At 69.8% G+C, this 11,333-nt stretch carries 11 protein-coding genes and 1 pseudogene; 6 read left to right on the top strand and 6 right to left on the bottom strand.

Translation table 11 applies throughout. The features are described from left to right. The first annotated feature begins 52 nt into the window (after window positions 1-52). On the top strand, window positions 53-1,057 hold the full coding sequence (locus CVV72_RS26860; RefSeq protein WP_219146293.1) for a D-cysteine desulfhydrase family protein: 1,005 nt from the start codon (window positions 53-55) through the stop codon (window positions 1,055-1,057). A gap of 78 nt (window positions 1,058-1,135) precedes the next feature. Here CVV72_RS26860 and CVV72_RS26855 read toward each other — a convergent pair. Together CVV72_RS26855 and CVV72_RS26850 are read right to left on the bottom strand one after the other, a co-directional pair. After that, window positions 1,136-1,606, bottom strand: a pseudogene (locus tag CVV72_RS26855) (DUF998 domain-containing protein); the annotation flags it as partial. A gap of 134 nt (window positions 1,607-1,740) precedes the next feature. Further along, complete coding sequence (locus CVV72_RS26850; RefSeq protein WP_219146292.1) at window positions 1,741-2,514, bottom strand: protein phosphatase 2C domain-containing protein; 774 nt, start codon at window positions 2,512-2,514, stop codon at window positions 1,741-1,743. A gap of 61 nt (window positions 2,515-2,575) precedes the next feature. On the opposite strand from CVV72_RS26850, the gene CVV72_RS26845 reads away from it, so the two are divergent. Beyond that, window positions 2,576-2,785 (top strand): sigma factor-like helix-turn-helix DNA-binding protein, encoded by a 210-nt coding sequence (locus CVV72_RS26845; RefSeq protein WP_004559389.1) that lies wholly within the window; start codon window positions 2,576-2,578, stop codon window positions 2,783-2,785. Then, window positions 2,785-3,309 (top strand): Clp protease N-terminal domain-containing protein, encoded by a 525-nt coding sequence (locus CVV72_RS26840; protein ID WP_219146291.1) that lies wholly within the window; start codon window positions 2,785-2,787, stop codon window positions 3,307-3,309. The genes CVV72_RS26845 and CVV72_RS26840 overlap by 1 nt, the downstream gene beginning before the upstream one ends. A gap of 142 nt (window positions 3,310-3,451) precedes the next feature. Here the strand turns inward: CVV72_RS26840 and CVV72_RS26835 are convergent, their stop codons facing one another. Continuing rightward, entirely contained in the window at window positions 3,452-4,084 is a 633-nt protein-coding gene (locus tag CVV72_RS26835) for a YitT family protein (protein WP_219146290.1), read from the bottom strand. Window positions 4,085-4,145: 61 nt separating this feature from the next. On the opposite strand from CVV72_RS26835, the gene CVV72_RS26830 reads away from it, so the two are divergent. Continuing rightward, window positions 4,146-5,600: a PLP-dependent aminotransferase family protein gene (locus CVV72_RS26830; RefSeq protein ID WP_219146289.1), complete on the top strand. Its 1,455-nt coding sequence runs from the start codon at window positions 4,146-4,148 to the stop codon at window positions 5,598-5,600. 454 nt (window positions 5,601-6,054) lie between these two features. On the opposite strand, the gene CVV72_RS26825 is transcribed toward CVV72_RS26830, so the two are convergent. After that, the gene (locus tag CVV72_RS26825; RefSeq protein ID WP_219146288.1) at window positions 6,055-7,149 is read right to left on the bottom strand and encodes a hypothetical protein; all 1,095 of its coding nucleotides are present in this window, start codon (window positions 7,147-7,149) and stop codon (window positions 6,055-6,057) included. A 365-nt stretch (window positions 7,150-7,514) separates the two neighbouring features. Between CVV72_RS26825 and CVV72_RS26820 the strand changes: the two genes are divergently transcribed. Further along, window positions 7,515-7,988, top strand: coding sequence for an RNA polymerase sigma factor (locus tag CVV72_RS26820; RefSeq protein ID WP_219146287.1), 474 nt, complete (start codon window positions 7,515-7,517; stop codon window positions 7,986-7,988). A gap of 24 nt (window positions 7,989-8,012) precedes the next feature. Here CVV72_RS26820 and CVV72_RS26815 read toward each other — a convergent pair whose 3' ends face one another. Next, a complete protein-coding gene (locus CVV72_RS26815; RefSeq protein ID WP_219146286.1) occupies window positions 8,013-9,176 on the bottom strand; it encodes a pyridoxal phosphate-dependent aminotransferase in 1,164 nt (387 codons plus the stop codon). A gap of 29 nt (window positions 9,177-9,205) precedes the next feature. Here CVV72_RS26815 and CVV72_RS26810 point away from each other — a divergent pair, with 29 nt between their 5' ends. Beyond that, a complete protein-coding gene (locus tag CVV72_RS26810; protein ID WP_219146285.1) occupies window positions 9,206-10,504 on the top strand; it encodes a DUF445 domain-containing protein in 1,299 nt (432 codons plus the stop codon). A gap of 323 nt (window positions 10,505-10,827) precedes the next feature. Here CVV72_RS26810 and CVV72_RS26805 read toward each other — a convergent pair whose 3' ends face one another. Beyond that, window positions 10,828-11,328: a CGNR zinc finger domain-containing protein gene (locus tag CVV72_RS26805; protein ID WP_219146284.1), complete on the bottom strand. Its 501-nt coding sequence runs from the start codon at window positions 11,326-11,328 to the stop codon at window positions 10,828-10,830. Window positions 11,329-11,333: the final 5 nt, after the last annotated feature.

Raw genomic sequence — 11,333 nt, 5'->3', positions numbered from 1 at the left:
CCTGCTGTATCGTTCGTTCAAACGAACGATACCACCGGGTAGCGTGCCGTTCATGAACCTCGATCGCTTTCCCCGCGTCGACCTCGGCGGCTACCCCACGCCGCTGCATCCGGCACCGCGGCTGGGCGAGGCCCTCGGCCTGCCGAACCTGCTGCTCAAACGGGACGACATGCATCCACTCGGCGTGGGCGGGAACAAACTGCGCAAACTCGAGTTCCTGCTCGGCGCGGCGATCGAAAACGGCGCCGACACGGTGATCACCTTCGGCGCGCTGCAGACCAACCACGGCCGCCAGACCGCCGCGGCCTGCGCGAAGCTCGGATTGCGGTGCGAGCTCGTGCTGACGGCGAAGGTCCCTCGCGAAGGTGACGCGTACGAACGGTCCGGAAACGTGTCCCTCGACCATCTCTTCGGCGCGAACGTACACATCTGCCGCGACGGCGAGGAGACCGGCAGGACCTACGAGTGGCTGATCACCGAGGCCGCGGCCGAGGGCCGCGAGGTGGCCACGTTCCCCGTCGGCGGTTCCGACGGCGTCGGAGCGCTCGGGTACGTGGCGGCCGCGCGGGAGATCGCCGGGCAGCTCGGCGAACTGGGCATCGCCAAGGCGCGGCTGGTCGCCCCGCACGCCAGCGGCGGGACCTCCGCCGGCCTCATCGTCGGAACGGCGGACCTCGACTGGCTGACGCTGGACATCGCCTGCGTCAGCCATCCGGTCGACGAAGCCCTCGACAATCTTGCCGACCTCACCATCGCGGCCTCCGTACTGCTCGGGAGCGAGCCGCCGTCACTCGACGGTCTGCGCATCGACGACCGCACGATCGGCCCCGGCTACGGGATCCCGACCGCCGGGACGTGGGACGCGGTGCGGCTTTTCGGTCGCACGGAAGGGATCGCGCTCGATCCCGTGTACACCGGCAAAGTGGGCGCCGCGCTGATCGAGTGGGCCGCCGAAGGCCACTTCGCGCCCGACGAGCACGTTGTCTTCCTGCACACGGGCGGGCTGCCCGGTCTCTACGGTTACGCCCCCGAATTCGCCGACGCGGTGCGCCGCTGACGCGACCTTCAGCATCCCGGCGATCAGGATCACGTGCGCCACCAGCGAAACCCGTTGCATGACGCCGACCGGCGCGATGTCGGTGAGCGTCTTGAAGAACGGGATGTCGGACAGGCGGACGAAGATGAAGCTGAGCCCGAAGACGATCAACCCGGCCGCGCTGCCCCACGCCAGACGGCCGACCAGCTTGGCCGCCGGCGTGCCGCGCAGGTTGTCGCGCAGGGTGAATCCGGCGGCGGGCAGGCTGAGGAACGCGATGAGGCAGGCGTACAGGTGGATCTCGCCGCTGACCGGATCCGGGAATTCGGGGTAGCTCGCCGGGAAGATCGCGGCCGCCGCCAGCCCGAGCGACCACAGCACGAACAACAGTTTCGTGGTGCGGCTGAGCGGGATTCCCGCCGCGGCCAGCGCGCCGAGCGCGGTGAGCGAGCCGATGGACAGGGAGAGCACGCTGGCGCCGAGCATGCCCGTGCCGCGATCGACGTAGGCGTAGCTGGACAGCGTGTCGAACACCGGATCGCGTGAGCTGATCAGGTGGAGCACGACCATGGTGAACAGTGCCCAGCCGATGGCCGCCCCCGACGCGATCAGCCAGGGCTTGGTCCGCGATCTCTCCCCAGGGAACGTCATGCGTTCAGCCTGCTCGCGCGGGCGCGGATTGCCGATCCGGGAAGCCCCCGGTTTTACCCTGGGGCTACCCCGAAGTCGACCAGTACCAGTAGCTGGTCATCGTGCCTTTTCGCGCGGGGCCAGCGCTCGCCGTCCGGGTCCTGTTTCTCCGCCGTGCGCACCGCGTCGAGGACGGCGTCCGGCCCCCTCTCCCGGCTGATGGCGAGCACTTCCGGCCAGTCGAAGAGGTCGTATTCGTCGACACCGATCGCGACGCCGTCCGTCGCCAAGAGCAGGGCGTCGACCTCCGAACGAGGCCAGCTTCGGCGGACGGCTTCGGCCGCCGCCCTCGGCTCGGCCTCGGCGACCCAGAAGCCGTCCGGCGCGTTGCGTTTCACGCGGACGTCGGCGCCAGTGCGAAGCTGGCCGCTTTCGCGGAGCGAAACGAGCCTGTCGTCGGTGAGCGGATCGGCGCCGGAAGGACCGAAGGCGACGATCGGGCTGTCCGCGAGCACGAGTCCGTCGACAGTGTCGTCCGTCCAGCGCGCGATCGCGACCGTGCTCGACGGGGATCGTCCCGGTTCGAGGCCTTCGCGGCGGGCGACGTCGGCGATCGACTCGGCCAACAGCACCCCGAGATCCGCTTGGGGTTCCGCGGTCAGCGCCCGCGACAGGCTGTGCACGAGCAGGCTCGCGTACCAGCCGCCGGACGGCAGATCCGGCCGTGGCGCGGTCGCCCCGTCGAGCACCACCACGGCGTTGCCGAGTACGGCGACGTGGTCTTCGGTCGGGCGCGTCGCTCCGTCCGCGCCTACTCCGTCCCTTTCCGCCACTGCGATTTCGACCATGACCCGACCCTAACTGTCAACTGAGGTTGACATGCGCGAGATGTCAACGTAGGTTGACGTCATGACCGAAGCGACAGATCTGGCCGCGCGAGCCGGCGACCGCGATCCCCGGGTGGGATTGCGCGCCGTCGCCGCCTTGCGCCGGCTGTTGGAACAACTCGAGGCCGTGCAGGTCCGCAGCGCGCGGGTGCACGGCTGGTCCTGGCAGGAGATCGCGGCCGAGCTGGGGGTCAGCAGGCAAGCGGTGCACAAGAAGTACGGGAGGCATTGATGTTCGAACGCTTCACCACCGAAGCCCGCGATGTCGTCGTCGGTGCCCAGCGCGTCGCGACGGACGAGGTGTCCGGGAACGTCGACCCGCTGCACCTGCTGACGTCCCTCGCCCGGCACACCGGCGTGCTCGCCGCACTGGGCTGCCCGGCGGACGAACTGGCCGACGACCTCCGGCGCGTCCGGCGGCGGGGCGGGATGAGCGACGCCGACGTCGAAGCCCTGAGCGGGTTCGGCATCGACGTCGAGCACATCGTCGAGCGGGTCGAGCAGACCCACGGTCCCGGCGCGCTGACCGGCGGACGGCGCGCCGGGCGCGGCCATCGGCCGTTCACACCCGAGGCGAAGAAGGTGCTGGAGAAGAGCCTCCGCGAAGCCATCGATGTCGGCAGCAAGCGCATCGAAGGCGAGCACCTGCTGCTCGCGATGACCGCCGTTCCCGGTGCCGCGGCCGACGTGCTCGCGCAGCGGGGCATCGACTACCTCGCCGTCCGGCGCCTGCTGGAACAACGGGAGGCCAGCTGACATCCCGCTTCGCGGAACTCGCGTGATCAGACGCGTGACTCGCGTGATTGGAGGCGTAACTCGCGTGCTTGGAGGCCGCACACGTGAGTTACGCCTTCAATCACGCGAGTCACGTCTGTGAGCACGCGAGTTACGCCCCCGATCACGGGCGGGCGCGCTCCCGCCAGATGACGTACGGCAGGAATGCCTGCGTCAGTGGTCCGATCGCGAGCGCGTAGAGGACCGTGCCGACGCCCACGGTGCCGCCGAGCAGCCAGCCGGCGGCCAGAACGGTGATCTCGATGAGCGTCCGGACGAGCCGGATCGACTTGCCCGTCCGGGCCGAGAGCCCGGTCATCAGGCCGTCGCGCGGGCCGGGGCCCAGCCTGGCGCCGACGTAGACGGCGGCGCCGAGGCCGTTGAGGACCACGCCGGCGACCAGGTTGACGATCTGCCAGCCGAGCACGTCCTGGTCGGGCAGGAAGAGCCGCACGAAGTCGACGGTGAGCGAGATGACCACGATGTTGGCTACGGTGCCGATCCCCGGCCGCTGCCGCAGCGGGATCCACAGCAGGAGTACCAGCACCGACGCGATCGCGGTGACCGTGCCGAACGAGAGGCCGGTGATCTTCATCAGCCCTTCGTGGAGCACGTCCCACGGGTCGAGGCCGAGCCCGGACCTGGTCAGCATGGCCATGCTGCCGCCGTAGAGGACGAGCCCGGCGACGAGCTGTACCGACCGGCGGGTGGTGTCCTGGGAGATGCCGACCGGTCTGAGATCCAGTTTGAGTGCCACGCGTCCACCATCAGGGGTAAGTGGCTGCCTTGACCATGACCAATCTGGAACAATTGGCCTTATGGAACCGCTGATCCCACTGACTGGACGCGTTTCAGGTGCGAAATTGGCTATTTTGCTGGGGAACTGGCGCCAAAGTGGTTCTCGACACGGTGCCGCGGACCTCGCGGCGGCCGTCGAGCTGCTGGTGCTCGACGGCAGGCTGCCACTCGGCACGAAACTCCCGGCCGAACGCGAGCTCGCCGACGCGCTGGAGGTCAGCCGCACGCTGATCGGCGCCGCGCTGGACAAACTGCGCGCCGACGGTCTGGTCGCCAGCCGTCGCGGGGCGGGCTCGTGGATCGCGTCTCCCGGCGGCCGGGGCCGGGACGCGATCCTCCCGACCGGCGAGGACCTCATCGACCTCGCCCAGGCCTGCCCGCCCGCCGTCGCCGGCCTGGTCCCGGCCGTGGACGCCGCGCGGAAGGCGCTGGTGGACCACCTCGGCGAGAACGGCTACCAGGTGCGTGGCCTGCGGATCCTGCGCGAGCGGATCGCCCGCCGCTACACCGAACGCGGGCTGCCGACCAATGCCGGCCAGGTGATGATCACCAACGGCGCGCATCACGCGTTCGTGCAGATCCTGCGGATGCTGGCCGGTCCGGGCGACCGGGTGCTGGTCGAGCAGCCGACGTATCCGAACTCGCTGGAGGCCATCGGCGCCGCCCATGCCATCCCGGTGCCGGTGCCGCTGGATCCGGCCACCGGTTGGGACATCGTCGGCATCGAGGCCGCGCTGCGGCAATCCGCGCCGAGGCTCGCGTATTTCGTCGCGGACTTCCAGAACCCGACCGGCCTGCGCATGGACGCCGACAGCCGTCAGCGCCTCGCGGCCGCGCTGAACCGCACCCGTACCCCGGCGATCGTCGACGAGACGCTGGTCGAGCTGGACCTCGAAGGCGATCCGGCCGATGGACCGCCACCGCTGGGCGCGTACCTGGGCGACCTCGGCATCACGATCGGGTCGGCGTCCAAATCGCATTGGGCGGGCCTGCGGCTCGGCTGGATCCGCGCTTCCGAGGACGTCATCGGCAGGCTGATCGCGGCCCGGTTCGCCGTCGACCTGGGGTCGCCGGTCTTCGAGCAACTCGTCCTCGCCGAACTGCTCGACGACGGCGGGGCCGCGCTGGCGCACCGCCGTCAGGAGGCGCTGGCGTTGCGGGACGCGCTGACCGGCGCGCTGAACTGGTACTGCCCGGAGTGGACGTTCACCGTGCCGCGGGGCGGGCTTTCGCTGTGGTGCCGTCTGCCGGAGCCGATGAGCACGCGGCTGGCCGTCGCCGCGGCCGGGCACGGAGTGCAGGTGGCGCCGGGTTCGCGGTTCGGTGTCCACGGTGGACTGGAGCGCTGGCTGCGGCTGCCGTACGCGCTCCCGGCCGAACGGCTTTTCGAGGCCGTGCGGCGGTTGGGCACGGCCGCCGCTTCGGTGGCCGCGACCCCCGCCACGGCCGCTCCGGCCGCCGTCCAGGTCACCTGACTCGCTGGGCTGGAAACGGAAATAGCCGGTGCGCCGGCGGGGCTGCCGATGCTCCAGGGAGGGCATCGGCGCCGCACGACCAGCGCACCGGCTATCCGGCCCGCCCCGAGGCCGAAACCTCGGGACGGGCACCGCGGCGGTTACCCGGCACAGCCCCTCGACGTGCCGGGAACCGCCCGCGGTTCAGGCGGGCTTCGAGCTTGGCCGGCTCCTGCTCGGCGCGGTGAGCAGAAGCCCCCGAAGTCCACCCGGTGCTGGTCCCGGCGCCACAGGGGCAGCGCGGCGCCGGGGCCGGGATCCGAACCGGCCGGGCGCGGTCGGCCGTTCGGGAAGACAGGGGGATGCCTGAAAAAGGGGCAGGCGAAAAAGCGGCTTGAGCCGGCGGGATCAGCAGACGTCGAAACCCGAAGTTGATCTTGGTTTGGACGTGGTTCTCCCCGGCGACCCGGTCAGGTCAGTCGGGGGAAGTGGCGGGAAGCGCGGCTTCCCTGCCGGTGCGCTCGCCTTCGTGGTCGCAGCCGGTTCCGAGGAGTTTCAGCTGCGTGGCGGGCACACCGGAGTCGAGCACGGCGAGCGGCCCGCGGCCGCCGCCGGTGTTGTCGTGGCCCGGCTGGGCGGTCGTCGTGGGCGCGATCGGGGCCACCGGGGTGTTCGGCAGGCCACCGCCGCCACCCGAGCCGCCGCCGTCCGGGGACGCGTGCGTGTCGGATTCGACGGGCGCGGGCGGAGCGGGCTGAGCGTCGGTCTTGACCCGGACGGGCAGCGTGACGCGGTGGTGCTGGCTCACCGTCGCCGGAGCGGGGCTCTCGGCGGGAACGACCGGGCGCGGGGCCGGAGCGGCGGGCGCGGGCGCGTTCTGCGTGACGGCCTTGGCCGGGACGGCGATGGTGACCGAGCCGCTCGCCGATTCACCGGAGCCGCCGCCGAAGACAGGGTCGAGCATGTCGCCGGTACCCGGCAGGATCACCGGGGCACCCGAGCCGCAGCACGGATTCGGCGTGATGATCGGCGCGACGACCTGGTCGCCGATTCCATCGACGACACCGACGACACCGCCGACGGTGTGGACGACGCCGCCGACCGTGGTGGTGACGACGTCGAGCACGCCGCCGATGAGGCCGCCCAGCAAGCCATTGGACGCTTGGGTCTTCGCGGTCTTGGTCGACGCCGGTTCCGGAGAAGAAGTCGTCTCGACGGAACTCGCGCTCGAGACCGCCTCTGCCTCTGGGGCCTCAGGCTCCTCGTTCACAACGGGAGCGGGCTCTTCTTCAGAGGATTCAGTGGTCTCAGCGGGTTTCGCGGTTTCGGTCGCGGTGGAGTCCGAAGTGGACTCGGCAGGCTTCTCGGGAGTAGTCGTTTTCCCGGCCCCGGTTTCGTCCGCGGGCTGGACCACCGAGGTCTCCGGTGTCACGGGCGGCTGTTCGTCCGCCGAAGCCGGGGTGCTCAGCACGGCGCCGAGGATCCAGCCGGTGAGTACGAGTCCGCCCGCGAAAAGGATTCGCTTCGGGGTGGTGAAGCCGCCACGGCGCACGACTGCCGTACCGCTCACAGCAATCACCACCGTCCGCGCCTGAAACCCACGTTTCCCGCGTGAGTTCGATCTTTCTTGGGGTCTCTTCCGGCCAGGTCGCAGTTCCCCCGGGGCTGCACCAGTTTTAGCACCGGAGGGGAGTGTTTCACTTCAGCCGCCGCCGATCCAGCCCGTTAGGCGGAACGACGCAACCGGCTCCGGTGCCTGGAGTAGCGAAGTTGATCACTCTCGGTATGTGCCGAGCGGCCATCCGGGGACGGGTGGAACTACTCAAATCCTGGGTGACCTGACCTTTTCCGGATCCCTGCTGCGGTGCGTGCCGTCGAAGTCGCGTTCGGTGATCGGCGCGGCGGCCGCGAGCCGCCGGGAGGGAAGGGTCCGGGATGTGGGACGTGAACGCGCTGTCGGCGGTGGTGCTCAGGACGTTGAAGGCGTATCGGCTGAGCGAAGCCGACGCCAAGGACGTCTGTCAGGACGCGTGGCTGGACCTGCTTCGCGCGCCCGGCGCACTACGCGACGAAGCGAAGCTCGGCGCTTGGCTGACGACCACCGCGCGGCGCCGCGCGCTCCGGATGATCACCAGGAACAGGCGCGAAATCCCGCGCCCGCTCCCTGAGGCGGAGACGACCCCGGAGGCCGAAGTCGTCCGCGCCGAACGTGACCGTGCGCTCTGGGCGGCGGTCGATCGGCTGCCGGAGTCGCATCGGCGGATGATGCGGCTCCTCGCGTACCGGCCGGAGCTGTCCTATGCCCAGCTCGCGGGGGAGCTGGGCATCAGCCCGGCCAGTGTGGGCAGGCTGCGAAGACGATGCCTGGACCGGCTCAAAAGGACGCTCGAAAAGGGCGGCTGGGCGTGAGCAGTGCCGCGAACATCGGACGAGTCACCGAAGTTTGCGCAATCGGGTGACCGCTTCGTCGATGACCTCGTTGCGTTTGCAGAACGCGAAGCGCAGGAGGTGTTTCCACTCTTCCGGGTGATCGGTGAACACCTTTACGGGCACGGCCGCCACGCCCACCCGTTCGGGGAGCTCCCAGGCCAGTTCGGCGGCGTCGTCGAAGCCGAGCGGCCGGACGTCGACGCAGACGAAGTACGTCCCGGCGGTCGGCCGGACCGCGAACCCGGCCTCCGCGAGACCCGCCGCGAGCCGGTCCCGTTTGCCCTGCAGGCTTGTGCGCAGGTCTTCGGCCCACGGCAGTTCGTGGTCCAGCGCGTGGGCGACGGCGGGCTGGAACGGGCCGCCCGAGACGAAGGTGATGAACTGCTTCGCCGCCTTCACCGCCGCGACCAGTTCGGGGCTCGCGCAGACCCAGCCGATCTTCCAGCCGGTGCAGTTGAACGTCTTGCCCGCGCTGGAGATCGAGACGGTCCGGTCGCGCATGCCGGGAAAGGTCGCCAGCGGCAGGTGCTCGGCGTCGTCGAAGACCAGGTGCTCGTACACCTCGTCGGTGATCGCGATCAGATCGTGCTCCACGCAGAGCGCGGCGACGGCCTCCAGTTCCGCGCGGGTGAACACCGTGCCCGTCGGGTTGTGCGGCGAGTTGATCAGGATCGCCCTGGTCCGGCCGGTCACCGCGGCGCGCAGGCCCTCGACGTCCAGCGCGAACCGGCCGTCGCGTTCCACCAGGCCGACGACACGCCGCTCCGCACCCGCCATGGCGACCGCGGCCGCGTACGAGTCGTAGTAGGGCTCGATGACGATGACCTCGTCGCCCGCCTGGGTCAGCGCGATCAGCGACGCCGCGATGGCCTCGGTGGCGCCGGCGGTGACCAGGATCTCCGTGTCCGGGTCGTATTCGACGCCGTAGCGGAGACGATGCCGCGCGATCGCCGCGCGCAGCTCCGGCCGTCCGGGACCCGGCGGATACTGGTTCGCGCCCCCGAACAGCGCGTTCTTGGCGGCGTCGAGCATTCCGGCGGGGCCGTCGGTGTCGGGAAAACCCTGGCCGAGGTTGACGGCTTCGTGGCGGACGGCCAGTGCCGTCATCTCCGCGAAGATGGTCGACGTGAAGGGCTGGAGGCGGGGTACGAGGACAGGTTCGCGCACGATGAGCCATCCTCACGGACAATGGCGGTGTGGAGCAACTGACGCCCGCCAAGGTGACCCCAGCCGATCCGCCCGGTGGAACCGCCGCCGAGGAGGAGAAGCGCCGCGGCCTGCGCAAGATGAAGATGGTCGCGCTGTCGTTCCTGCTCGGCGCGACGGTGATCTTCCTGTTGACCAGCTGGGCCGAAGCCGCCGGCTGGCCCGCCTGGGTCGGCTACGTCCGCGCCGCCGCCGAAGCCGGGATGGTCGGCGCGCTCGCCGACTGGTTCGCGGTGACGGCGCTGTTCCGGCATCCGCTGCGGATCAAGATCCCGCACACCGCGATCATCCCGAACAAGAAGGACGCCCTTGGCAGCAGCCTCGGTGACTTCGTCGGTTCGAACTTCCTGTCCGAGACCGTGATCCGCGAGAAACTGAGCCGGATCGAGGTCTCGAAGCGGCTCGGCGGCTGGCTCTCGCAGCCCGCCAACGCGGAGCGGGTGACGTCGGAACTGGCCACTGTCGTCCGGGCGGCGGTCAAGGTGCTCCGCGACGAAGACGTCCAGGCGATCATGGAACAGGCCGTGGTCAAGCGGATCGTGGACAAGCCGTGGGGTCCGCCGCTCGGCAAGATCCTGGCCGGGGTGTTCGCCGACGGGGCGCACCACAAGCTGGTCGACCTGATGTGCGACCGCGCCTACGAATGGGTGCGGGACAACCACACGACGATGCTGCGCGTGGTCTCGGACCGGGCGCCGAGCTGGTCGCCGAAATTCGTCGACGAGATGCTCGCGGACAAGGTCTACGGCGAGGTGCTGTCGTTCGTCTGGGCGGTGAAGACCGACGTCAACCACCCCATGCGGCTGGCGCTGGACAAGTTCCTCGGCGAGTTCGCCCAGGACCTGCAGACCGACCCCGAGGTGATGGCGCGTGCCGAGCAGGTCAAGTCCCAGATGCTGGGGCACGACGAGGTGCAGAAGCTGATCGGCTCGGCGTGGGCGACGGCGAAGGAGATGCTGCTCAACGCCGCCGAGGACCCGTCGAGCGAGCTGCGGCGCCGCGTGCGCACCGGCCTCGAGTCCCTCGGCGGGCGGCTGGTCTCCGACGACCACATCCGGTCCAAAGTGGACACCTGGGTGGAGGGTGCGGCGGCCTACGTGGTCACGCACTACTCCAAGGAGATCACCACGATCATCACCGACACCGTGGAGCGCTGGGACGCCGAGGAGACCTCGCGCAAGATCGAGCTCCAGGTCGGCCGGGATCTGCAGTTCATCCGGATCAACGGCACGGTGGTCGGCGCGCTCGCCGGGCTGGTCATCTACGCGGTCGCGCAGCTGCTCTTCTGAGCGGCTGCGCCTATACCACACTCCGGAGGCCTCACCGGGAGTTGTCCACAGGAAGTGGAGTCATCCCCAGGGTTATCCACAGCTTTTCACGTCTTTGGCCTAACGGTGTGCACAACCCCTGGGGGTAACTCCGGGGTGGGTGACACCAGAAGTTGTGGTCGGAGGCCGTAACTCGCGTGCCTGGAGGCGTCACTCGCGTGCTTGGAGGCGTAACTCGTCCGATCACGCGAGTTACGGTTCTGATCACGCGAGTTACGCCCTCGATCACGCGAGTTCCGCGCGCGGCTCGCCCCGCAAGTAGGTGACTACTTGCGCGAAGTGGCTCAGGTCGAGATGTCCGCCGTCCGCGCCCGCCAGGCCCGCGCCTTCTCCCGGTTGCCGCAGGCCCGCATCGAGCACCACGTCCTCGACCGGTTCCGTGATTCGTCGTAGAACGCCCACAGGCAGTCGTCCGCCGGGCAGATCTTGAGCCGGATCCATTCGCCGAGCACGGTCAGCCGCGTCGACGCCGCCATCACCGCCTCGCAGACCGTTTCCGAGACGAGGAGCGGGCCTTCCGGGCCGAGGACGATCTCCGCCGGCGCGCGCAGGCCGGGCCGCGGGAGCCGAGGGTCGCCGATCGCGGCGCGCAGCGCGTCCCGGGTTTCGCGTGCGGCCGCGGGGGTATCCGCGCGAAGCCGGTGATCCCGCGCCCAGTGCTGCCAGGACTCCAGATCATCCAGGAGGTCGGTGCCGCGTTCGACGTTCACCGTGTTCAGAAACTCGACCACCAGGGACGCGTCGGTGTTCACCTTCCCCAGTGTACGGGCGAGACCGGTTGTCATCGGCT

Source organism: Amycolatopsis sp. TNS106 (assembly GCF_019330265.1).
GTDB lineage: Bacteria > Actinomycetota > Actinomycetes > Mycobacteriales > Pseudonocardiaceae > Amycolatopsis > Amycolatopsis lurida.
The sequence above is the reverse complement of the archived record's forward strand: the minus strand, read 5'-3'. Positions and strand labels throughout refer to the sequence as shown.

Excerpts from the sequence above, each read along its gene's own strand:
- CVV72_RS26840 (WP_219146291.1), top strand. The coding sequence starts at position 2,785 with ATGTTCGAACGCTTCACCACCGAAGCCCGCGATGTCGTCGTCGGTGCC.
- CVV72_RS26830 (WP_219146289.1), top strand. The coding sequence starts at position 4,146 with ATGGAACCGCTGATCCCACTGACTGGACGCGTTTCAGGTGCGAAATTG.
- CVV72_RS26850 (WP_219146292.1), bottom strand. The coding sequence starts at position 2,514 with ATGGTCGAAATCGCAGTGGCGGAAAGGGACGGAGTAGGCGCGGACGGA.
- CVV72_RS26805 (WP_219146284.1), bottom strand. The coding sequence starts at position 11,328 with ATGACAACCGGTCTCGCCCGTACACTGGGGAAGGTGAACACCGACGCG.
- CVV72_RS26845 (WP_004559389.1), top strand. The coding sequence starts at position 2,576 with ATGACCGAAGCGACAGATCTGGCCGCGCGAGCCGGCGACCGCGATCCC.
- CVV72_RS26820 (WP_219146287.1), top strand. The coding sequence starts at position 7,515 with ATGTGGGACGTGAACGCGCTGTCGGCGGTGGTGCTCAGGACGTTGAAG.
- CVV72_RS26860 (WP_219146293.1), top strand. The coding sequence starts at position 53 with ATGAACCTCGATCGCTTTCCCCGCGTCGACCTCGGCGGCTACCCCACG.